The sequence below is a fragment of the Erwinia sp. AC075 genome (assembly GCF_979253995.1).
In genome coordinates this window covers 3,946,607-3,968,042 of the sequence record NZ_CEEDEU010000001.1, presented here as the reverse complement: position 1 = coordinate 3,968,042, position 21,436 = coordinate 3,946,607, and the positions used below count along the sequence as shown (strand labels likewise).

The window sequence follows — 21,436 nt, the reverse complement described above, 5'->3', positions numbered from 1 at the left end:
GCTTTTGGCACATAGCAGACGTTTTTTTACCTGTAATCTATGCAGTCCACAGACTGCTTTCTGATGCCTCTATGCGTTATGAAGCCGCTAGATTTCGCTCCAAACCACTGTTACCCAGCTGGCGCCGTAATAGTTGAATTCACTTAACTCCGTTCAGCTCATTAAAGACTTGATGCTTCAGAAACTAACGTCCTAAGTCTCAGGAAAATAAAACTGGTCGCCATTCAGGCAGATGAGCGGCTTAACGTCACTCATTCAGCTAAGGGGACTTGCCAGACAAATTCGCCTCAATAATGCTGTATATAAAAACAGTATCAATTTAAGGAGGATTTTTATGCGTGACGTACAGACAGCAATTGCCTTATCGCCGGATCATCTGCAGAGGGCAGCTCTATGAAACAGGCAGTCTGTTCTGCGGAACTCACTCTGCTCTGGCCACCCATCTTTACGCCCAGAGTCCGCGTGCCACTCTACGCGGAGCCCTGCGCGGCCGGCTTCCCCTCCCCTGCACAGGATTACGTCGAAAAGAGCTCGACCTCAACGAGCTCTGCATTCGCCGGCGCGCGTCGACTTTTTTCGTGCGCGCCAGCGGCAACAGCATGCAGGATCTCGGCCTGTTTGATGGCGACGTCATGGTGGTTGATCGGGCAGAAGAAGCCGCGCATCACGACATCGTCATCGCGGAAGTAGATGGCGAATTCACGGTTAAGCGCCTGCAGCTGCAGCCGTGCCTTGCGCTGCTGCCCATGAACCCGGCCTACCCCGTTATCTATCCGGAAGAGCTGCAGCTGCTTGGCGTGGTCACATGGTTTTTTAACAGTGCGCGCGCGCGCCGGAGGTAACCATGTCTATGTTTGGATTAGCCGACGCGAACAAGTTTTATGCCCGATACGAGACCTTGTTCCGCCCTGACCTGCGCGGCAAACCCGTGGTGGTGTTAAGCAATAACGATCTGAGTGATCAGAAGTGTTAGTTAGCTTCGTGCTTTTCTAATCATTAGGTTTGAAAAGTTGACTGGCTTGCTATCAGCATGAGCAGATGGATCGCTAATGACTAATCCAAAACCAGTTTCAGGCTTCTAACTTAACTCAAAAAATGCTAATGAAAGCAGTTTTTTTGCCGATATAACATAAATATTTATTCAGGATATGATGTTATGGAGATTTAGGAAAGTGCAGTTAAGTGGATTGCTTCGTGATTTAGTGAAGATAACTTTAATCTGTATGTTTATATAGCGAAAGCACGTAAAATTCGAAACTTCAGAGCAAGTTCAGACGGATTAATTGTTATTGTCAGCGACAGCAAATAATCTGAAAATGGTTTAGGGTGAAAAGCCTTGGGTTTCAGTTGATGTTGATGTTGATGTTGATGTTGATGTTGATGTTGATGTTGATGTTGATGTTGATGTTGGTAAAAATATCACAAGTTAAAAAAGGATGATTTTATGAGTGGCGTTAGGATAGTTATTAACAAGCTAAGAAACATAAATAGCTTTGACTTTGAGTTTCCAATTACAAATGGAATAAACTTGATATGCGGTTCTAATGGCGTTGGTAAAAGCACGCTAATGACAGCTTTTGCAAAGGTTGTTTATGCAACAGCGTTAAATAATTATTTCAAGAACGATGAATTACATCCAGATGCAAAAATAACGTATTATTATAATGGACGCAGCCACTCTTGGGTTAAAAATTCACAAGGATCATGGTCGGATTCAGCACCAAAGGAAAAAAGTATTTATATTGATGGTTTTTTTGAAGGGAGCTTCATATATGGCAATAGATTTAGCGATGCACATAAATCAAAGATAAACAGAATTATACATATAAAAGACAAGGATTTCATCGATGCGGATGATTTTGTTATTCACAATCTAGGTATGATTCTTAAGGGGGACAGGAAGCATTATAAAGGCCTAAAAAAAACCGGCGATAGTTTTGACTTTAATTCATTGAATCTCTCTAGGCCTTGTTACACATGGTTCAGTCCGTCCGGGAAAGTCAATCAATTTAAAATGAGTTCCGGGGAGTACTTAATTCTTACATTACTTGACTATCTTAAAGAGAGACTCGATTTCCTTTCTAGTAAGTATGAAAGGAGAAGTAAAGATAATCATTCCAAACCGAAAACATTAATAATCTTAGATGAAGCTGATATGGCCCTCCATCCGTCGGCTCAAGAGCGGTTAATTGATTTCTTCTATGATGTTTGTAGCGATTATGCAGAGATTACGGATGTTTGTGTTTATATAGCCACGCATAGTACATCTATAATAATGAAAGAAAAGAAAGGAAAAATATATCTCCTTGATAATAATAAGGGCAATCTTTCGGTAATTAATAACTGTTATCCTGCATATGCGATGAGAGATGTTTCAGATGGTGTTTTTTTTGATAAATTGATTCTCGTGGAAGATAAGCTGGCAAAGCATTACATTGATAGAGTTATTAGAAATAAGCTTTCTAGCAATAATGTTATTTACAAGGTTTTGTACGTTGGCGGTTTTAGAGAGGTTATAAATCTCCATAAACAAATAGATAGCGCAAGGGTTGGCGGAGCAAAGGAAGTTATCACTATTCTTGATGGTGATATTATGAGCGATGCGAGAGGATATATAAATAACAACAACCTTAGAAAATTGAATATTAACTACCTTCCAATTAAAAGCCTAGAAAAGTATATATATGAAGAGGTGTATGAGAATAGGAAAAGAGAACTTATATCTGGGATAGAGAACTCATTTTTAAAAATAAAGTCAATGAGGCAAGTAATCACAGATTATAAAACTTCTCTTCGTGATGACTCGGACGAAAAAGAGCTGAAGAAAGGCAAGGTTTTTTGGGAGTTCCTCATAAAGGAAGTAATATCACAGGGAGAGCAGGAGCATATATTTATTGATCATGTGTGTGACTTAGTTATAGCTCACATTGGTTCAAGTAAAATGGAAGAAGATTTGATTCAGTACATTGACTCATGAAGGCGCGAACCAGAACAAGACTATATTAGATCACTGCCTTCTCTGGCTGAGAAGGCTTTTTTACCACCATCACAGAATCTGACATACTGCACAATATTTTTAGCATATCATGGGCGGGGACTAACCTTTCATCTAACTGAAGATTATTCTCACCAAATTTGCTCTAAAACTTGCCAACTGAAGTTACCCTCTGGAACCTAACACATAAAAATTTAGTAATTCAATATTGCTTTAAAATCATGCTTTTACACATAACTAACTGTTAGCGACTATCAGATATAATGATGGCTGTGTTATCGCGAGATCCGTCGAAGCCATCGCTCTGAATATAAAAATGGGTATGCCTTGGTTTCAGCTTAAAGCACAGGAATACCCTGAAAAAGTTCACGTATTTTCAAGCAATTATGCGTTGTAGTAAGTTAAGTGGAATGCAACATCTCCGGTATAAACTTTAATCAGTTGTTATGAGCTGAAAGGGGAAGGCCGTGAACACCACCATGCATTCCGCACCTGCACTTCTGCTGACTGAGCAATGGCTTAAAATTCTTTCGAATTTAGGAAGAGCCAGCGCAACTATTAAAGCCTATCGAAGTGCCCTGACGCATTTTTTGGCCTTCTGTGAAATACACACTATTGCTCCAGAAAGGGCTTCCTTTGAGGACTTGTCGGCATATATCCGCCCTCAGCTCCCTAATATGCCGTCATCCGTTGCCAGTGCCACACTCCAGCTGCGCATTTCAGCTCTTCGACTCTGGTATGACTTTCTGATTTACCAGGATATATGCAGTCTCAATCCGTTACCCCGCTCGGGTTTGCCTGGCGCCAGTTATACCGGGCGTGGCCTGGTCCCCCGTATCACCCGCCTCCCCGTTATTCCTGATGACGGACAGTGGCTCAGGTTCCTGAAACACGTTTCTGCCGCGTCTCTGCGTGACAGGCTGATGCTTGCTCTGGCTTATTATGGCGCGCTCCGGCGCACGGAATTGACGGCTCTCAGGCTTGAGGACATTGATCTGGCTCACCGCCTGGTCCGCATCCGCGCAGAGACGACGAAAAACAGACGGGAAAGAATAGTCTGCTACAGCGCCGACGTTACGCCGGTACTGGCAAACCATTTTCGGCAGCTGCGGCTGGCAGGCTGGTCAGGTGGTGCTCTGTTCCGTTCCGCCTCTGACCGTAATTACGGCGCTCCTCTCTCGTTCTGGAGCTGGAGTAAAACCGTGCGGAAATGGGCGACAGAGACTGATCAGTCAGACATCACCACGCATACTTTCCGTCACCTCCGGCTGACGCACCTGGCGCGGGCTGGATGGAAACTGCATGAACTGGCTACGTATGCAGGGCACAGGGACCCACGCACCACACAAATTTATATTCATCTGTCGGGAACGGATATGGCGGCCCGCATGGCTGCTGCCGTCGCTGAAACCGACCGGAAGATCGCAGGGCTTATCTTTCAGACGGGGGCAGTGTGATGAACGCAGGAACAGCAATTAATAACATTTATGTCCCTTTCAGTCGTTCGGATTATCAGCTGAATAATGCGTTAAGCACTGAAGAGCGCGACGCGTTAAACACCGGGCACAAACGTACCTCTGCTCTGAGTCAGCAGGGGCCGCTGTCATCTTTACTGCGGCCTCTTCAGGATATTGCTGACCGCAGCGGCACCAGTGACAGACTGGTCAGGATTATCCTTCCTGCCGTTCTGGCGGAGATACACCGGACAGGGCAACCCTGCTGGCTGTGGGGATCGGAAAAGTGGCTGACGCTGTGCCAGCAGCACCGCTCAGGCAGGCCGATGATTGCGACGTTAGCCTTCCATCTGGGTCCGTTTACTTCACCGCTCAGCCTGCCGCACCATGGTGCGCCGTCGCTGTACGCCTGTGCCATTTATGGCCGGAAATTTTTTACTCAGGAGCTCAACCGGCTGACGGATACTCTGGTTTCACTGGGATACAAACATCAGAACCAGAAAAATCATCTGTCAGCCCTGCTGGGCATACTGATGATGATGAACGGTAATCCTCAGCTCGAAAGCTTCACGACTGATCTCCTCTGGCGCGCGCAGAATTATCACGACCGTGGGATCGCAAGGACAGTGGGCAGAGTTTCGTATGCGCTTGCCGCAATGGGTATCATATAAAGCCCCGTGCGTATGCGCAATTACCAGGAATGGCACGAAAAACCGACAGATAATATCGCCCAGCCCTGGGTAGCATGCTGCAGGCGGTGGAGGGAAACGTCAGTGCTTCGTCCCCGCTCCAGAGAGAGCCAGTACAGTTTTATCCTCCGCTGCGGCCTCTGGCTCGCCCGGGAGCACCCGGAAATACGCGAGCCATCCGACTGGACAATGGCGACCTGCGCAAGCTTTATTGCGGCAGTCGGAAGAATGAAGGTCGACGAACTTTCTCTGGGAACAGCGCGGGGAGTGCGCCGGTCTTCCCGTTCAGGAGAACCCATGCTGCCAAACTCCCGCGCCGGTTTTGTGTATGCCGTTCGCCGCTTTATGATCGACTACGAGAACTGGGGATGGGGGCGGCTGAAATTCAGTCCGTCGCGCCATCTCTCGACGCCTGATACGCCGCTGTTTCGTCAGGGCGTCAATCCCCGCGTTATTGATGATCCGGTCTGGCTGAAACTGGTATGGGCCAGTCTGAACCTGCGTCAGGAAGATTTGCTGAGTGAAATTTATTATCCTCTGTCTATGCTGCAGGCTTTGGCAGTCATCTGGACGCATGCAGGGCTGCGTCAGAATGAGCTGATGCGCCTGACCGCTGGCTGCATCATTCCACAAACGGAAGATATTAACCGGGACGACGGCAGTACCATTCCTGCCGGAACTCTTTGCTACCTGAGCGTGCCAGCAGGCAAAACCTCTAAAGCCTTTGTTAAGCCGGTTTCTGCTGTGGTGAAAAAGTATGTCGATATCTGGCTGGCAGAACGACCAGAAGAGCAGGCCGCTCTGACGGATGAACGCACCGGTGAAAAGGTCCGTTTTCTGTTTCAGTACCGGGGTAAATCCGTGGGAAGAGATATAATAAACCGCACCGTCATTCCGGTTCTCTGTGCCAGGGCAGGAATGCCGCAGAAAGACAGCCGGGGTGCCATTACCAGTCATCGGGGACGAGCATCGGCCGTGACTGCCCTGGCCAGTGTTCCTCAGGGCATGTCGTTATACGAGCTGATGCAGTGGTCAGGTCACTCTTCGCCGCAGTCCACCATGCATTATATTCGTATACGCCCGACGCAGCTGGCGGCCTCTTTTGTAAAGGCTGACCGTGTAGCGCATATGATAAGCGTGCTGATTGATCATGACCCGGCAGCAGCCAGCCTCATGGGACCTGCGACATATTATGATCTGGGCGACTCTTTCTGTACTAATCCCTTCTGGAGCAGCTGCCCGCACAGGATGGCCTGCATCGGCTGTGACAAAGGGTTATTACTGGAGAGCAAGGCTTCCATAAAAAGGTATCTGGAAGAGGTCCCGCTGACGCCGGATGAAAAAGTTATTATTGATGAAGATGCACAAAAACTGGAAATGGCACTCCGAAAAATGAAATGAGTGACCGGCAGTACAAAAGCTTTCATTGCACTGCGTGTCGGCCACTGTGAATGCATCAGGTTGTCAGCATCAGCGCCTGTTTTCGGGCAACGAAATCCTGATTCTGGTCGCCAGCAGACTACTGCCGAGAATATATATCAGACAAAACAGGGCCTGCATTCGCATTGGCACGTGATGATCAATCAGCACGCCCATGATCACCGGCGATGCCCCGCTTGCTATGACCGTTCCGGCTTCGACCGCCGAGCGTACCCTCGCCAGTTGTTCCGGGCCGAAAAGCTGTACCCAGAGCGCTGTGGCCAGTGTGGAGGCGATTGCCGAGGATATCCCGGTCATAATAAGGTAAAAAGGCGTTACCCACTGGCTGCTGCTGAGCCACAAAGCCAGCATGGCTGCGGCCTGCGGCATCAGAAACCACGGCAGCAGGCGGCGTGGTGTCAGTCTGTCAATTACAGGGCCGAAAGAGAGCAGAGAGATGGCCTGAGTCACGGCATAAGCAATAAACCACGCCGCCATCCATGACAGCGACCAGCCCTTTTCCCCGGCAAGCCGGACCTGATGAAAAAAGAAGCCTGTCGTGATAAATGGCGAGGCCAGCACCACTGGTAGCGCCAGCAACAGATTACGGTTTTTCCACAGGGACGCTTCCCTGACTTTTTTCTCGCCGCGCTTTCTGAAAGTACGCAGCGGCGCCTCCCGTCCACGCGGCAGAAACATCATCGCCACCCCAACACCGGCGACAAGAATACCGGCGTTGATGAGCCATGCCACACGCCATCCGGTCACGTGACTTATCTGTACTGCCATAACCGGAAAGACCGCCTGCGCCAGCGACAGACCCAGCGCAATGGCACCGAGCGCCTTACCCGCATCAAGCGGGAACTGCCGCGCCGTGGCGGTCAGGGCCGTGTGGACCATCAGCCCCTGCCCGCCAAGCCGAAGGAAATAAAAGCCGATGCAAAGCATCCACGCCGCCTGCGCGCCTGCGACGAGCAGGCACGCCGTCACCAGCAATGCGGTGACGATGAGGGTAAACCGCCGGGTGGTGGTGTAATCAATCAGCCTGCCGGCCCAGGTCAGGGTAATCGCGCTCATTACTGTGCCAATGGCATAAAGCCCGCCCAGCCCCCCATCGCTCAGCCCAAAGGCCTGGCGAAGATGCTGGCCGTAAAGCGAAACAAAATAGGTCTGCCCAAAGCTCGACATGGCCATCAGGATCGCCCCGAACAGTAGGTGGCTCCCGTGTTGAAACATAAAGCGGAACAGCTGGCGCATCTCTCCTCCCTGTCACGACGTCATCCCGACGCCTGTTCTGTCAGCGCGAGGAAGTTGCCTTTCTGAAAAAAAACCTGACGCAACGCAGCTGACATCAAAAAAATGCCCGCTGTGCAGAAAGAGGCGGCACAGCGGACATTACCCGGTCAGACGTGACAACGCCTTTCATCACCTCTGCGGGCCAGTCGGAGGCTGACCCGTAATATTTACCGCAGCATCAGCAGAGGCTGTCGACTTTCAGACAGCATTTCCGTGGTATGGCTGCCGATAAAAAAGCGCCGCAGGCGGGAATGCCCGTATGCGCCCATCACCGTGAGGTTGATATCATTGGCGTCTGCGTACCGACACAGTGCGCCGGTAACGGACTCATCGTCCAGCAAGCGGGCCTCGGTCTCGATGCCCGCTTTCTGCAGAATAGCCTGCGCGGCCTGCAGGACGGACATTTCGCCGTTTACCATCACAATATGGCAGGTAAGGCCGTTCAGCAGCGGGCTGACCGTGAGGCGCGTCAGGTTCTTACGGCTCTCCTCGCTGCCGTCGTATGCAAACATCACCCGGACGGGCGGCGTAAACGTCTCCGGCACAACCATCACCGGCCTTTTCTGCAGGCGAATAATGCTCTCAAGATGGCTGCCCACCGGGTTGTGCGCACCACGGCGGCCCAGTACCATCAGGCGCGTTTCGCCAAGCTCCGCGAGAATTTCATCCAGGGCACCATGCTTCTGCAGCTGCTGCACATCCGCACATCCACGCTGTTTCAGCAGATCGGCACAATCGGCAAGAATGGCTTTGCCGCGGGACATCAGCAGGCGGTTGCGTTCGCCTTCAATCCGAACCAGCTCTTCGGTCAGCTGCTCCCGGCTGTCAAAGCCGATGCTGCCGGTCAGGTCTGAAACGGCGGGATGGTCGTCCCTTTCAAGCACGTGAAGCAGCGCCAGCGGCGCACCCAGGCTCCCCGCAGCCCAGGCTGCGTACTCGCAGACGGGTCGGGTTGACGGCGAGCCGTCAACGCAGGCAATAACGGTATTTTTCATCATTTGTTCTCCTGTCGGTTAGTGGCCGCCCATCAGCTTGTCCACTTCTTCGGGCTTATCGTGTACACCGAAGCGGTCAACGAGGGTACGGGTTGCCTCATTCATGCCGCGGATATCCACCTCGGTGCCTTCGCGGCGGAACTTAATCACCACCCTGTCGAGCGCGCTTACCGATGTGATGTCCCAGAAATGCGCATGCGTGACGTCAATCACTACGCGTTCAACCGCCTCGCGAAAGTCAAAGTGGCTCATAAAGCGATCGGCCGAGGCGAAAAATACCTGCCCGGTGACGATGTAGGTACGGGTCCCATTGCTCAGCGTGGAGTTAACCACCATAAAGCGAGCCACCTTGGTGGCAAAGTTCAGCGAGGCTATCAGCACGCCGGTCAGCACGCCAAAGGCAAGGTTATCGGTTGCCACCACTACCACGACCGTTGCCAGCATGACCACGCTGGTTGAAAGTGGATGGCTGCGCAGATTGGCAATGGAGCGCCAGGAGAAAGTGCCGATGGAGACCATGATCATCACGGCCACCAGAGCTGCCATCGGTATCCGGGAGACCCAGTCGCGCAGGAATACCACCATCAGCAGCAGCACCACGCCAGCTGTGAGCGTGGAGAGACGCCCGCGTCCGCCCGACTTCACGTTAATCACCGACTGACCGATCATCGCGCAGCCCGCCATGCCGCCAATAAACGAGGTACAAATGTTGGCCACGCCCTGCGCCTTGCACTCGCGGTTTTTATCGCTCGGCGTGTCGGTCATGTCATCCACAATAGTGGCGGTCATCATTGATTCCAGCAGTCCCACCACGGCCAGGCCCGCAGAGTACGGCAGGATAATCATCAGCGTGTCGAGGTTTAGCGGAATATCGGGGATCAGAAACACCGGCAGGCTGTCAGGCAGCTTGCCCATGTCGCCGACGGTGCGCACGTCCAGGTGAAGCCACATGGAAATGGCGGTCAGCACGATAATACAGACCAGCGGTGAGGGGATGGTTTTGTTGATATACGGGAACAGATAGATAATGGCCAGGCCCGCTGCGGTCAGGGCATATACGTGCCAGGTCACATCAGTGAGTTCCGGCAGCTGCGCCATGAAAATCAGAATGGCCAGCGCGTTAACGAAACCGGTGACCACCGAGCGCGAAACGTAGCGCATCAGGCTGCCCAGCTTCAGATAACCGGCTGCCAGTTGCAGCACGCCGGTGAGCGCCGACGCTGCCAGCAGATACTGCAGGCCGTGATCCTTAACCAGCGTGATCATCAGCAGGGCCATGGCGCCGGTGGCCGATGAAATCATCGCCGGGCGACCGCCGAGGAAGGCCATAACCAGGGGAATACAGAATGCAGAGTAGAGTCCGACCTGCGGATCCACACCGGCAATGATGGAAAAGGCGATCGCTTCAGGTATAAGCGCGAGCGCGACCACAATACCGGCAAGGACGTCACCACGGACGTTACCCAGCCAGTCCTTACGTGTCGAGGACAGCAACATAGTCATTTCTCAGTTTTTGATTACGGTCAGCCCGTGAGGGCAAAAAATTTACAGACGAAAAAGCACATCCGCAGACGGGATGTTTTTGAGTGCGCGCCGAAGTTTATTCAGTGCGACGGAGAGGGGATGGGACTCAGGGTGGCGTAAGACGCATGGCGGTGTTTATCACTCCTTCACGGCTGACAGAGCAGCGCGAGTAATCAGAAAGACCGTATGAGCAGCTGTTCAGTAGCGGTCATGAATGCCAGCCGTGCAACTGACGCACGGCAAAAAGCGCTTTTTACTCTACACGAATTGTTAACAGGGTCAACGCGGAGGACGAAAATGTCGTTTGCAGAATGGGGGGCGGCTGTACTCTGACAGCCGGTTGTTCTGCAGGCACATGTAATCAGGAAATGAATATACAAATATGGTTTATTGAATATATTATTAACATACAGAGCTTCACCGGCAGACTCAGTCAGTAACCATCAGGAGTACCATGTTGTCAGTAAACCCCCTGCAGCTTTTTAAAAACCTTTCAGATGACACGCGACTTAGCCTTGTGCTTCTGCTGCGCGAAAAAGGTGAGCTCTGCGTCTGCGAACTCTCAGACACCCTGAAACAAACGCAGCCTAAAATCTCCCGACATCTGGCCCTTCTCAGAGCAGGCGGACTGCTTATCGACCGGCGGGATGGAAAATGGATCTACTACCGTTTGTCTCCGCACATGCCAGCCTGGGCAGCAGCAGTGATTGAACAGGCTTACCTTTGCCTGCGGGATGACATTATGCAACTCAGCCAGCAGGCTGAACGCAATAATGCGACAACCAACGGCAAGCCTGTCTGCATGTAAAAAATTTTATCGTAACATATACGAATTTTCGAATGTGTAATCACCAGCCCGGATCAACGGGCCGTTTTATTCAAAAAGGAGAAAATATGTTTCTGGCGGGTGCGATTTTCGTCCTGACCCTGATACTGGTTATCTGGCAGCCAAAAGGACTCAGTATCGGCTGGAGTGCCGTTATCGGCGCTGCGCTGGCACTGCTGACCGGCGTAGTACACATCGGGGACATCCCGGTTGTCTGGCAGATTGTCTGGAACGCCACGGCAACGTTTATTGCGGTCATAATCATCAGCCTGCTGCTCGATGAGTCAGGCTTTTTTGAATGGGCCGCGCTGCACGTCTCCCGCTGGGGAGGAGGTAAAGGCAGGCTGCTTTTCACGTATATCGTTCTGCTGGGTGCGGCGGTGGCGGCCCTGTTCGCCAATGACGGGGCGGCGCTCATTCTGACGCCGATCGTTATCGCTATGCTGCTGGCGCTGGGCTTCAGCCCCGGTGCCACGCTGGCGTTTGTGATGGCGGCAGGCTTTATCGCCGACACTTCCAGCCTGCCGCTCATCGTATCGAATCTGGTCAACATCGTCACGGCGGACTTTTTTAAGCTGGGTTTCAGCGAATATGCCTCGGTGATGGTGCCGGTGAATATCGCCTCTGTGGCCGCCACGCTGGTCATGTTGCACCTGTATTTTCGCAGGGATATCCCGGCCACTTACGACCTGGCGAAACTGAAGGCGCCGCGTGAGGCCATCCGCGATGCGCGCACCTTTAAAACCGGCTGGATTGTTCTCATCCTGCTGCTGATCGGCTTCTTTGCCCTCGAGCCACTCGGCGTGCCGGTCAGCCTGGTGGCAGCGGTGGCGGCGTTTATTCTCTGGCTGGTAGCCCGGAAAGGCCATGTGATTGATACCGGAAAGGTACTGAAAGGTGCGCCCTGGCAGATTGTTATCTTCTCGCTCGGCATGTACCTGGTAGTATACGGACTGCGTAACGCCGGACTGACTGATTACCTTTCCGTCGCCCTGAACCGGTTTGCAGAGCATGGCGTCTGGGGCGCAACGCTCGGCACCGGCTTTCTGACGGCGGCGCTTTCATCAGTCATGAACAACATGCCTACCGTGCTGGTTGGCGCGCTCTCCATTGACGGCAGCACCGCGCAGGGCGTGGTGAAGGAGGCGATGATTTACGCCAACATCATCGGCTGCGACCTCGGTCCGAAAATCACCCCTATCGGCAGCCTCGCTACCCTGCTGTGGCTGCACGTCCTGGCACAGAAAAACATTACCGTCAGCTGGGGCTACTACTTCCGCGTGGGCATCGTGATGACCCTGCCGGTACTGTTTGTGACGCTGGCTGCGCTGGCCCTGCGCCTGTCTGTTTAACCTTAACCCCGGCGCTGTGCCTGTGCAGCGCCTTTATGGAGTAACGCTCATGACTGACATCACCATTTACCACAATCCGGCCTGCGGGACGTCCCGCAACACTCTGGCGCTTATCCGCAACAGCGGCACCGAGCCCACGGTGATTCTGTATCTGGAAACTCCGCCGTCGCGCGACGAGCTGAAAAAGCTGATTGCGGACATGGGCATCAGCGTGCGTGCCCTGCTGCGTAAAAATACCGATCCCTACGAGCAGCTCGGCCTGGCTGAAGACCGGTTCAGCGATGAAGAACTGCTCGATGCGATGCTGGCTCATCCGATCCTCATTAATCGTCCGGTGGTGGTGACGCCGCTGGGAACGAAGCTCTGCCGCCCCTCCGAAGTGGTTCTGGACATACTGCCGGACCCGCAGAAGGGAGCGTTTACCAAAGAGGACGGCGAAGCAGTCATTGATGCGCAAGGGAATCGCGTCAGCCACTGATGTTTCCCTTGGCTGTGACAGGGAAAATGTGAAAAAGCCGGCAGATGCCGGCTTTTTTATATGCTGCGCTGGTTTACCCGCTCAGAGAGCTGCGCAGCACTCTCCTTCCTTTCGCTGTAGCGGTCGGTGAGATAACTACTACGACCGCGCGTCAGCAGGGTGAACTTCATCAGTTCCTCCATGACGTCCACTATGCGGTCATAATACGGAGAAGGCTTCATGCGGCCGGCCTCATCAAACTCGGCCCAGGCTTTTGCCACGGATGACTGGTTCGGGATAGTGATCATCCGCATCCAGCGCCCAAGAATACGCATCTGGTTTACGGCGTTGAAAGACTGTGAGCCTCCGCTGACCTGCATGACAGCAAGGGTTTTCCCCTGCGAGGGCCGGACCGCCCCGGACGTCAGCGGTATCCAGTCAATCTGCGTCTTCATGATGCCGGTCATGGCACCGTGACGCTCAGGAGAGCACCAGACCATCCCTTCTGACCAGAGCACCAGCTCGCGCAGCTCTGCGACCTTCGGGTGTGTCTCAGGTGCATCATCCGGCAGCGGCAAGCCGGACGGATTGAATATCTTCACTTCAGCACCCATGGCCGTCAGCAACCGGGCGGCCTCTTCCGTGGTGAGTCGGCTGTAAGAGCGCTTCCGCAGCGAACCGTAGAGCATCAGTATGCGGGGTGGATGCGCCACCTCTTCAGCCTTTAATTTCTCTTCCGAAAGGGGCGTATCCAGAAGTGTCAGATCGATATTGTTCAGGGCATCATTCACGTTATTCACAATGGAGTCTCTTTATGGGAAATCTCGGTAGACAGGCTGCAGCTACTGCCACCGGCGCAGCACTCTTCAGTGAGAAAAGCCATCAGCTGCTCAAGCTGCGCATAGCAGGGCCTGCAGAACAGGGTGCGGCTCTGCCGTTCCTGGCTTATGAGGCCAGCGGACATCAGCGCAGAAAGATGATGGCTGAGCGTGGAGGCCGGAATAGCCAGTCTTTTCTGGATGTCACCCACGGGCAGTCCTTCAGGCCCGGCTTTCACCAGTTCACGGTAAATTCCCAGTCGCGTCACGTGTCCCAGTTCCCTGAGAGCAGCCGCAGCATTTTGTATGTTCACGCCATCACCAAATCTATATTTCCAGAATAATGGAAATATAATTTAAAGCGGACTGAATGGTCAAGCCTCTTCCCGCCATAAAAGTGCTGCGCTCAAAAAGAAAGCCTTTTATACCCTGTTGATCCGGCTGCAGTGGCAGAGCATATAAAAAGGCCATAGCTCAGTATTTCGGTAGAATTCCAGCACTCTGACAACCGCTTTAGCCATAACCGTTTCGCTCCTCTTGCCAGAAATTCCAGGCTCAATAATACTGTTCATATAACCAGTACAATTTAAAGGAGGATTTTTATGCGCTTTACATTTTTTTTCCTAATCCGTACACAGCAGCACGTCCGGGACGTCGCGTTATGAAAGCGGTCAGTTACGCTCAGGGCCTGACGCTGTTATGGCCGCCGATTTTTACCCCAACGGTAAAGGTGCCGCTGTACGCAGATCCCTGCTCAGCTGGCTTTCCCTCCCCTGCTCAGGATTATATAGAGAAAGAGCTGGACCTGAATGAGCTCTGTATTCGCAGACGGGCGTCCACATTCTTCGTACGGGCCAGTGGCAACAGCATGCAGGAGCTGGGGCTTTATGACGGCGATGTTATGGTGGTCGATCGCGCGGAGCCACCCACGCACGGCGACATCGTCATCGCCGAGGTTGGAGGTGAGTTCACAGTTAAGCGCCTGCAGCTGATCCCACGGGTGGCACTGCTGCCGATGAACCCTGCTTACGCCGCCATCTATCCGGAAGAGCTCCAGCTGCTCGGCGTTGTCACCTGGTTCTTTAACAGTACCCGTGCACGTCGGAGATAATTATGCCCATGTTCGGACTGGCTGACGTCAACTCTTTCTATGCCAGCTGTGAGACGCTTTTCCGCCCGGACCTGCGTAGCAGGCCGGTAGTCGTACTCAGTAATAACGATGGCTGCGTTATTGCGCGCTCTGCTGGCGCAAAAGCACTGGGCATAAAAATGGGTGCACCGTGGTTCCAGATAAAAACGCAGGACTATCCGGAAAAGGTACACGTGTTCAGCTCAAACTATGCGCTTTAGTAAGTTACGTGGAATGCAACATTGATTGAGTAAACTTTGAACAGCAAAGCTGTTGTCAGAGGAGAATGCAATGCTGATTCCACCGAGTGAACACGTTCTGTTGCTGGCAGAGCGCTGGCTGCAACTGTTATCCGATCTGGGGCGGGCGCAGGCCAAGCTAACAGCCTACCGCAATGCCCTCCGTCATTACTTTGCGTTCTGCAGCCAGAACGGAATTAAACCTGAAAAGGCGCGGTTTGAAGACCTGGCTGCCTATATTAGTCCTCAGTTACCCGGGATGCCTTTTTCCGCGGCCAGCGCCACGCTCCAGCTTCGCCTGTCGGCGATCCGCCTCTGGTATGACTTTCTCATGTACCTGGATCTTTGCACGGTCAATCCGCTGCCCCGATCCGGCACGCCCGGCATGCTGAGTTCCGGCCGGGGACTGGTTCCCCGCGTTGTAAAGCTGCCGCGCATTCCTGACGATGCGCAGTGGCAGTGTTTTCTTTATCATGCCGCCGCTTCCCCACTGCGTGACCGCCTGATGCTGGCATTAACCTATTACGGCGCGCTGCGTCGGTCTGAAATTACCTCGCTAAGTATTGACGACTTCGACTTTGCTCACCGGCTCATCCGCATCCGGGCAGAAACCACCAAGAGCCGGCGTGAACGAATTGTCTGTTACAGCCCGGCAGTAGTGCCAGTGCTGGCCGCGCACCTTATGCAGATGAAGCGGACCGGAATCGTAAGAGGTGCCCTGTTCCGTTCTGAGTCCGATCGTAATCAGGGCGGGCCGCTTTCATTCTGGACCTGGAGCAAAACGGTACGGAAATGGGCGCTTGAGTCTGGGATGCCGGACATCTCAACCCATACCTTCCGGCACCTGCGACTCACACACCTTGCCCGCGCGGGCTGGAAGTTGCACGAACTTGCCACCTATGCAGGACACCGCGACCTGACCACAACACAGATTTATATTCATCTTTCTGGCAGGGACCTGGCTGCCCGGATGGCTGGCGCGATTGAAACGGCAGATATCAGGATGGCGAACCTCATTTTCAGAACAGAGAAATAACATGAGCCCACACACACCGATTGAAAACAGCCGGCATCCGTTCGACATGACTGAATACCGGCTTGAGGCGTCACTGACCCTCGCTGAACGGACGGCACTGAGCAGCGCTCACAGCCGGTCCCGTATGCTGCGAACGAAGCCGGTGCCGGACCTCATCAGGCCGCTGATGGACATTGCCGCCGGAAGCGGATGCGGCAGCAAAATCACGGGGCTGGTGATAGCCGGATTGCTGCGCGAAATGCATGCAGACGGCATGCCCTGCTGGTGCTGGCCGCAGGAACGCTGGCTGACGCTGTGCCGGGAAGTCAGGGAGGGCCGTCCGTTAATGGCCGCTTTTGCCTGGCATCTGGCTGATTTGCATGACCCGCTCAGCCTGCCTGATATACGTAAACCCGCGCTCTATGCTTCTGCCATCTTCGGCCAGGCTTTTTATCACCAGGAGCTGGACCGGCTGACTGATACGCTGACGTCGCTGGGTTATGCCCCGACCAGCCAGAAAAATCATGTCTCGGGTATACTGGCAACACTGATGATCATGAACAGGGATCCCCGGCTTGAAACGTTTACGCCTGAACTCCTCTGGCGCGCCCAGAGCGGGACAGACAAGGGAATATCCCGTTACGTCGGCCGCGTTTCACATGCACTTGCCGCACTGGGGATTATCAGCGCCCCGGTGAGGATGCGAAACTATAAAAAATGGTACGAAAAGCCGGTCGAAGGCGTCGATCCGGCCTGGGTGCACTGGTGCCGGCGCTGGCGGGAAACGTCGGTGCTCAGGCCGCGCACCCGTGAAAGCCAGTACAGCTTTATTCTGCGCTGCGGCCTCTGGCTGAAAAAGGAGCATCCGGAGGTTCGGGAACCGGCAGACTGGACAATGGAAACCTGCGCCAGCTTCATTGCGGCGGTAGGCCGGATGAACGTGGATGAGCTTCAGCTGGGCACGGAAAGGGGCACCCGCAAATCGGTGCGCTCCGGCGAGCCCATGATGCCGCATTCCAGGGCGCATTTTATCTATTCTCTGCGCCGTTTTATGATTGATTACGAAAACTGGGGCTGGGGGCGCCTGCACTTCAGCCCTGCCCGCCATCTTTCCACACCGGATACGCCGCTGTTCCGTCGCGGCGTCAATCCCCGTGTTATTGACGATCCGGTCTGGCTGAAGCTCATCTGGGCCAGCCTCAATCTGCGTCAGGAAGATCTGCTCACTGAAATACATTATCCACTGGCCATGCTGCAGGCAATGGCCGTCATCTGGACCCATGCGGGGGTAAGAAAGAACGAACTGCTCCGCCTGACAACCGGGTGCATCGCGCCGCAGGCGGACGATATCGTGAAGGACGACGGAAGTATCATCCCGGCAGGAACCCTGTGTTACCTGCATATCCCTGCCGGAAAAACCTCAAAAGCCTTTGTTAAACCGGTGGCGGCCGTGGTGAAAAAATACGTCGACATATGGCTGGATGAGCGTCCGGCAGAACAGGCTTTGCTCGCTGACGAGCGAACCGGTGAGAAAGTCCGGCTTCTGTTTCAGTACCGGGGTAAGCCTGCCGGCAGCGCTATCCTCAACCGCACCGTGATACCGATGCTATGCGCAAGAGCGGGCGTGCCTTGTGAAGACAGTGGCGGAATGATAACCAGCCACCGGGGGCGGGCCTCAGCCGTGACCGCGCTGGCGAGCGTACCGCAGGGCATGTCGCTGTACGAACTGATGCAGTGGACGGGCCATTCAACGCCCCAGTCTACAATGCACTATCTTCGCATCCGCCCGACTCAGCTGGCTGCCTCGTTCGTCAAAGCCGACAGGGTCGCTCATATGATAAGCGTGCTGGTTGACCACGATCCTGAAGCCGCCAGCCTGTCCGGGCCCGCGACCTACTACGATCTGGGCGACTCATACTGTACGAACCCCTTCTGGAGCAGTTGCCCGCACCGGATGGCCTGCATCGGCTGCGATTTTAACCTGCTGAAGGATAGCGCGCGCGGGCTGATACTGGAGAGTAAAGCATCCATCCGGCGTTACCTCGAAGAGGTCCCGCTCACTCCCGATGAGAGAGCCATACTGGAGCAGGATGCTGAAAAGGTTGAGCAGGCTCTTACAAGATTGGGCCCACAATCCTGACTGCTCAGATGCTTACAATGTCAGGTCTGAGGGTATCAGTGCAGAATCAGTACAGATAACTGAACGCCGTATTTGATATAAAGCTGATTATAACGGGCGTAATGCCGTAACTGATGGAGCAGCAGATGAGAAAACAGAAGCGATGTATGGGATACGTGGCGGTCGTGGTCGATGACTACGATCGTGCAATTGAGTACTACACCGATAAGCTGGGCTTTACCCTCATTGAAGACACGCCGCAGCCGGGTAAGCGCTGGGTCGTGGTGACGCCGGCCCCTGACAGCGACTGTGCTATTCTTCTTGCCCGCGCGTCGAACGACCGGCAGGAAGGCTTTATCGGCAATCAGTGCGGCGGACGGGTTTTTCTGTTCCTGCAGACCGACGACTTCTGGCGCGACTACAATGCTATGAAGGCAAAAGGCGTCCACTTCTTTCAGGAGCCACGGGAGGAAGAATACGGAATGGTTGTCGTATTTGAGGACATCTACGGCAATCGCTGGGACCTTTACCAGAACAGGCAGGCCTGAAATTCTTTCACAGCAGCGCCTCAGGTGTACGGGAAGCATTACAAGCGTAAACCCTGTCAGGTCTGGCCTGCAGAGAGCGCTTCTGAACAATATACCTCAGTGCAGCGGTCACTGCACTAAGGTCTCCCTCGGGTTAACCACACAGCGTCATGATATAAAATCCGGCCGCCGTCATGGCCAGCGAACCCAGCACGTGTATCAGCACCGAGGCGGCTGCCCAGGCATAGCTGCCGGACTGCAGCAGGGCAAAAACCTCAGCCGAGAACGTGGAGAAGGTCGTCATTCCGCCACACAGCCCGGTGGTAATGAGCAGCCGCCAGGCCGGATCGAGGCCGGGATGGCGCAGAAAATACGCCAGCGCCGCTCCGATGATAAACCCTCCCAGCAGGTTGACCAGCAGCGTCCCCGGCGGCAGGTCCGGAAAAAGCGCGTTCAGGCGCGCGCCCAGCTGCCAGCGGATAACACACCCTAAAGCACCGCCGGTGATGACAGCAAAAAGCTGATTCACGTTCACTCCTTTTATTTTTTTATATTCAGAACATAACGGGAAACGACCTGTGCGGCCGCATCCATCTGGTATACGGCCGGCACGCCGGTCGGGATATGCAACTGTGCCAAGCTGTCGTGTGGCATGCCGTCCAGGAAGGCGGCCAGGGCGCGCAGCGTGTTGCCGTGCGCCACGACCAGAACGGTACTTCCGCAGAGTATCTGCGGCATCACGGCGTGCTGCCAGTAGGGCATGACGCGACGCAGCGTCATTTCCAGGCTTTCCGTCGCAGGCAGGTCGGCCAGCGCAACGCGGCTGTAGCGCGGGTCCCGACGCAGCTGCGCCGGAGCCCCTGCGTCCGCGGGGGGAATGCCGCTGAAGCTTTTGCGCCAGAGCCGGACGGTCTCTGCACCCATCATCCGGGCAGCCGCTTCCTTGTTCAGCCCCTGCAGCGCACCGTAGTGCCGCTCGTTCAGCCGCCAGTGTTTGTCCACGGGCGTCCAGCTGCGGCCAAGACGGTCCAGCACCCGCCAGACCGTGTGAACACAGCGCGTCATCACCGAGGTGAAGACCCGATCGGGCAGCAGGCCCGCGTCCCGCAGCACGTCACCGGCCCGGTCAGCCTCCTGCCGCCCCCGGTCCGTCAGCGGCACGTCTGTCCATCCGGTAAAACGGTTTTCCCGGTTCCACTGGCTTTCGCCATGGCGCAGGAGAATCAGCGTTGAAGGTGCCAAAGACTGTGCTCCTGTGCCGGCCGCTGGCCGTCCGGTGGATCTGTTACGTGCGGCGCACAAACGCATGAAGCCCCGCATAGTGAGCGTCCTCACCCAGCGCCTGCTCAATGCGCATCAGCTGGTTGTACTTTTCCACGCGTTCGCCGCGGCACGGCGCACCGGTTTTCAGGTGTCCCGCGCGCAGGGCTACCGTGAGGTCGGCAAGAAATGTGTCCGTCGTTTCCCCACTGCGGTGGGACATGAACGCGCCCCACCCGTGCCGCTGGCAGAGCGCCACGGCGTCCAGCGTTTCGCTAAGCGAGCCTATCTGATTGAGTTTAATCAATGCGGCGCTGGCGAGGTTTTCGTCAATGCCGCGCTGGATGTACTTCACGTTGGTGACAAACAGGTCGTCACCAACCAGCTCGGCCCTGCCCGCAAGCTGCTGGTGCAGATGCTTCCAGCCCGACCAGTCATCTTCTGCCAGGCCGTCTTCCAGCAGAATGACGGGAAACTGGTCCATCAGCTCGCCGTAGTACGCCGTCATTTCCGCCGCGCTCAGCGCACTGCCCTCCGTGCGCAGATGATATTTTCCGTCTGCGAAAAACTCACTTGAGGCAGGGTCCATGCAGATGCTGATGTCTTCTCCGGGCCTGTACCCCGCCTTCTCAATGGCCTGCACGATAAACGCCAGCGGGTCGCGGTTCGACGATACGGCGGGCGCAAAACCGCCTTCGTCGCCGACTGCCGCGGACAGGTTCTTGTCCAGCAGGATCTGGCGCAGCGCCTGGTAGACCTCGCTGCCCTGACGCACGGCCTCGCGCAGCGTGGGTGCCCCGTGTGGCGCTATCATGAACTCCTGAAAGTCCGCGCCCTGACCGCGGGCGTGCACGCCGCCGTTGATAATGTTCATGCACGGTACGGGCAGCAGGTTCGCCTGCAGGCCCCCCAGGTAGCGCCAGAGCGGCTCGTGCGAGGCCTGTGCCGCCAGCCGGGCAACCGCCAGCGACACGCCCAGAATGGCATTGGCACCCAGCCGACTCTTGCTCTGCGTACCGTCCAGCGCCAGCATGATGTTATCCAGCTGACGCTGCTCGCGCACGTCCCTGCCGCGCAAGGCTTCGCAGATTTCCGTATTAACCGTCCTGACAGCATCCAGTACGCCTTTACCGCCAAAACGGTGTACGTCGCCGTCGCGGCGCTCAGCGGCCTCGCGCGAGCCGGTGCTGGCCCCGGAAGGCACCGAGGCCCGCGCCATCATTCCGTCCACGGTCCGGGCTTCGACTTCAACGGTGGGGTTGCCGCGAGAGTCAAGAATTTCACGGGCGGTCACGTTATCCAGTGTAAAGCGCATAGAGTTT

19 protein-coding genes and 4 pseudogenes are annotated in these 21,436 nt (G+C 54.6%); 15 read left to right on the top strand and 8 right to left on the bottom strand.

What is annotated here, in order from left to right:
• The first annotated feature begins 393 nt into the window (after positions 1-393).
• From umuD (AC0IXH_RS18620) to AC0IXH_RS18590, 7 genes and pseudogenes are all read left to right on the top strand, one after another.
• Positions 394-842 (top strand): annotated as a pseudogene (umuD, locus tag AC0IXH_RS18620) (translesion error-prone DNA polymerase V autoproteolytic subunit).
• Between the two features lie 8 nt (positions 843-850).
• Positions 851-952, top strand: a pseudogene (locus tag AC0IXH_RS18615) (Y-family DNA polymerase); the annotation flags it as partial.
• A gap of 492 nt (positions 953-1,444) precedes the next feature.
• The gene (locus AC0IXH_RS18610; RefSeq protein ID WP_338572660.1) at positions 1,445-2,977 is read left to right on the top strand and encodes an ATP-dependent nuclease; all 1,533 of its coding nucleotides are present in this window, start codon (positions 1,445-1,447) and stop codon (positions 2,975-2,977) included.
• A gap of 280 nt (positions 2,978-3,257) precedes the next feature.
• Positions 3,258-3,389 (top strand): annotated as a pseudogene (locus AC0IXH_RS18605) (DNA polymerase V subunit UmuC); the annotation flags it as partial.
• A gap of 85 nt (positions 3,390-3,474) precedes the next feature.
• On the top strand, positions 3,475-4,452 hold the full coding sequence (locus AC0IXH_RS18600) for a tyrosine-type recombinase/integrase (RefSeq protein ID WP_471721166.1): 978 nt from the start codon (positions 3,475-3,477) through the stop codon (positions 4,450-4,452).
• Positions 4,452-5,120, top strand: coding sequence for a hypothetical protein (locus AC0IXH_RS18595; RefSeq protein ID WP_471720830.1), 669 nt, complete (start codon positions 4,452-4,454; stop codon positions 5,118-5,120). The genes AC0IXH_RS18600 and AC0IXH_RS18595 overlap by 1 nt, the downstream gene beginning before the upstream one ends.
• 315 nt (positions 5,121-5,435) lie before the next feature.
• Positions 5,436-6,539: a tyrosine-type recombinase/integrase gene (locus AC0IXH_RS18590; protein WP_471720829.1), complete on the top strand. Its 1,104-nt coding sequence runs from the start codon at positions 5,436-5,438 to the stop codon at positions 6,537-6,539.
• A gap of 69 nt (positions 6,540-6,608) precedes the next feature.
• Here the strand turns inward: AC0IXH_RS18590 and AC0IXH_RS18585 are convergent, their stop codons facing one another.
• From AC0IXH_RS18585 to AC0IXH_RS18575, 3 genes are all read right to left on the bottom strand, one after another.
• Entirely contained in the window at positions 6,609-7,814 is a 1,206-nt protein-coding gene (locus tag AC0IXH_RS18585; RefSeq protein WP_471720828.1) for an MFS transporter, read from the bottom strand.
• A 206-nt stretch (positions 7,815-8,020) separates the two neighbouring features.
• Positions 8,021-8,848 carry a universal stress protein gene (locus tag AC0IXH_RS18580; protein WP_471721165.1) on the bottom strand — a complete coding sequence of 276 codons (828 nt, stop codon included), beginning with the start codon at positions 8,846-8,848 and terminating at the stop codon, positions 8,021-8,023.
• Positions 8,849-8,866: 18 nt separating this feature from the next.
• Positions 8,867-10,345, bottom strand: a complete 1,479-nt coding sequence (locus tag AC0IXH_RS18575) for a SulP family inorganic anion transporter (protein WP_471721164.1) — start codon at positions 10,343-10,345, stop codon at positions 8,867-8,869.
• Between the two features lie 481 nt (positions 10,346-10,826).
• Between AC0IXH_RS18575 and AC0IXH_RS18570 the strand changes: the two genes are divergently transcribed.
• The 3 genes from AC0IXH_RS18570 (at position 10,827) to arsC (ending at position 13,028) form a co-directional block, all read left to right on the top strand.
• A complete protein-coding gene (locus tag AC0IXH_RS18570; protein ID WP_313188859.1) occupies positions 10,827-11,180 on the top strand; it encodes a metalloregulator ArsR/SmtB family transcription factor in 354 nt (117 codons plus the stop codon).
• A gap of 86 nt (positions 11,181-11,266) precedes the next feature.
• The gene (locus AC0IXH_RS18565) at positions 11,267-12,550 is read left to right on the top strand and encodes an arsenic transporter (protein WP_471720827.1); all 1,284 of its coding nucleotides are present in this window, start codon (positions 11,267-11,269) and stop codon (positions 12,548-12,550) included.
• A 49-nt stretch (positions 12,551-12,599) separates the two neighbouring features.
• A complete protein-coding gene (arsC, locus tag AC0IXH_RS18560) occupies positions 12,600-13,028 on the top strand; it encodes a glutaredoxin-dependent arsenate reductase (protein WP_471720826.1) in 429 nt (142 codons plus the stop codon).
• A gap of 56 nt (positions 13,029-13,084) precedes the next feature.
• Here arsC and arsH read toward each other — a convergent pair whose 3' ends face one another.
• Both arsH and AC0IXH_RS18550 read right to left on the bottom strand, forming a co-directional pair.
• Complete coding sequence (arsH, locus tag AC0IXH_RS18555; protein WP_471720825.1) at positions 13,085-13,807, bottom strand: arsenical resistance protein ArsH; 723 nt, start codon at positions 13,805-13,807, stop codon at positions 13,085-13,087.
• The gene (locus AC0IXH_RS18550) at positions 13,804-14,139 is read right to left on the bottom strand and encodes an ArsR/SmtB family transcription factor (RefSeq protein ID WP_471720824.1); all 336 of its coding nucleotides are present in this window, start codon (positions 14,137-14,139) and stop codon (positions 13,804-13,806) included. Before AC0IXH_RS18550 ends, arsH begins: the two co-directional genes overlap by 4 nt.
• A 347-nt stretch (positions 14,140-14,486) precedes the next feature.
• Here AC0IXH_RS18550 and umuD (AC0IXH_RS18545) point away from each other — a divergent pair, with 347 nt between their 5' ends.
• The 5 genes and pseudogenes from umuD (AC0IXH_RS18545) (at position 14,487) to AC0IXH_RS18525 (ending at position 18,875) form a co-directional block, all read left to right on the top strand.
• Complete coding sequence (umuD, locus tag AC0IXH_RS18545) at positions 14,487-14,936, top strand: translesion error-prone DNA polymerase V autoproteolytic subunit (RefSeq protein WP_471720823.1); 450 nt, start codon at positions 14,487-14,489, stop codon at positions 14,934-14,936.
• An 8-nt stretch (positions 14,937-14,944) separates the two neighbouring features.
• Positions 14,945-15,172: pseudogene (locus tag AC0IXH_RS18540) on the top strand (Y-family DNA polymerase); the annotation flags it as partial.
• Positions 15,173-15,245: 73 nt separating this feature from the next.
• Positions 15,246-16,229, top strand: coding sequence for a tyrosine-type recombinase/integrase (locus tag AC0IXH_RS18535; protein ID WP_471720822.1), 984 nt, complete (start codon positions 15,246-15,248; stop codon positions 16,227-16,229).
• 1 nt (position 16,230) lies between these two features.
• Positions 16,231-18,348: a tyrosine-type recombinase/integrase gene (locus AC0IXH_RS18530; protein WP_013199813.1), complete on the top strand. Its 2,118-nt coding sequence runs from the start codon at positions 16,231-16,233 to the stop codon at positions 18,346-18,348.
• A 125-nt stretch (positions 18,349-18,473) separates the two neighbouring features.
• A complete protein-coding gene (locus AC0IXH_RS18525) occupies positions 18,474-18,875 on the top strand; it encodes a VOC family protein (protein WP_010260801.1) in 402 nt (133 codons plus the stop codon).
• 133 nt (positions 18,876-19,008) lie between these two features.
• On the opposite strand, the gene crcB is transcribed toward AC0IXH_RS18525, so the two are convergent.
• Genes crcB through eno form a run of 3 tightly spaced genes read right to left on the bottom strand, consistent with a single transcriptional unit; the run spans position 19,009 to position 21,429 of the window.
• Complete coding sequence (gene crcB / locus AC0IXH_RS18520; RefSeq protein WP_010260804.1) at positions 19,009-19,383, bottom strand: fluoride efflux transporter CrcB; 375 nt, start codon at positions 19,381-19,383, stop codon at positions 19,009-19,011.
• Between the two features lie 11 nt (positions 19,384-19,394).
• A complete protein-coding gene (locus AC0IXH_RS18515) occupies positions 19,395-20,096 on the bottom strand; it encodes a 2,3-bisphosphoglycerate-dependent phosphoglycerate mutase (protein WP_013199814.1) in 702 nt (233 codons plus the stop codon).
• 43 nt (positions 20,097-20,139) lie between these two features.
• Positions 20,140-21,429, bottom strand: a complete 1,290-nt coding sequence (gene eno / locus AC0IXH_RS18510; protein WP_010260810.1) for a phosphopyruvate hydratase — start codon at positions 21,427-21,429, stop codon at positions 20,140-20,142.
• Positions 21,430-21,436 lie beyond the last annotated feature (7 nt).